At 44.8% G+C, this 279-nt stretch carries 1 protein-coding gene; it reads right to left on the bottom strand.

The window, feature by feature from the left end; all coding sequences use genetic code 11:
• A partial coding sequence (locus SB754_RS19885; protein ID WP_410784109.1) for a spore germination protein occupies nt 1-279 on the bottom strand: 279 nt, incomplete at both ends.

Genomic DNA, 279 nt, shown 5'->3' with positions numbered 1-279 from the left:
GATACTGCTTGACCAATCGATTTGGGGATTCTGACAGCAGCCTCTCTGAGAGCTTCAAAGGAAATTTCCATAATAAATGCCTCGATTAAGGCTGGGAAAGGAACTACCTCTCTTGATGCAGTTATCGTTACCAACAGCTTGGACGGTATCATTTCCGGGTGAAACGTCGTAATAGCGATATAAAAAGAGGGTAAAAGCAACGAGATAAAGACAAAGAGGTAACGAATCCACCGAATCCAGGTACCTGCAACAAACCGCTGGTAATAGTCCTCCGCTGAC

The organism is Leifsonia sp. SIMBA_070, assembly GCF_046534635.1.
Classification (GTDB): Bacteria; Actinomycetota; Actinomycetes; order Actinomycetales; family Microbacteriaceae; genus Leifsonia.
This window is presented reverse-complemented; position numbering and strand designations above follow the sequence as displayed.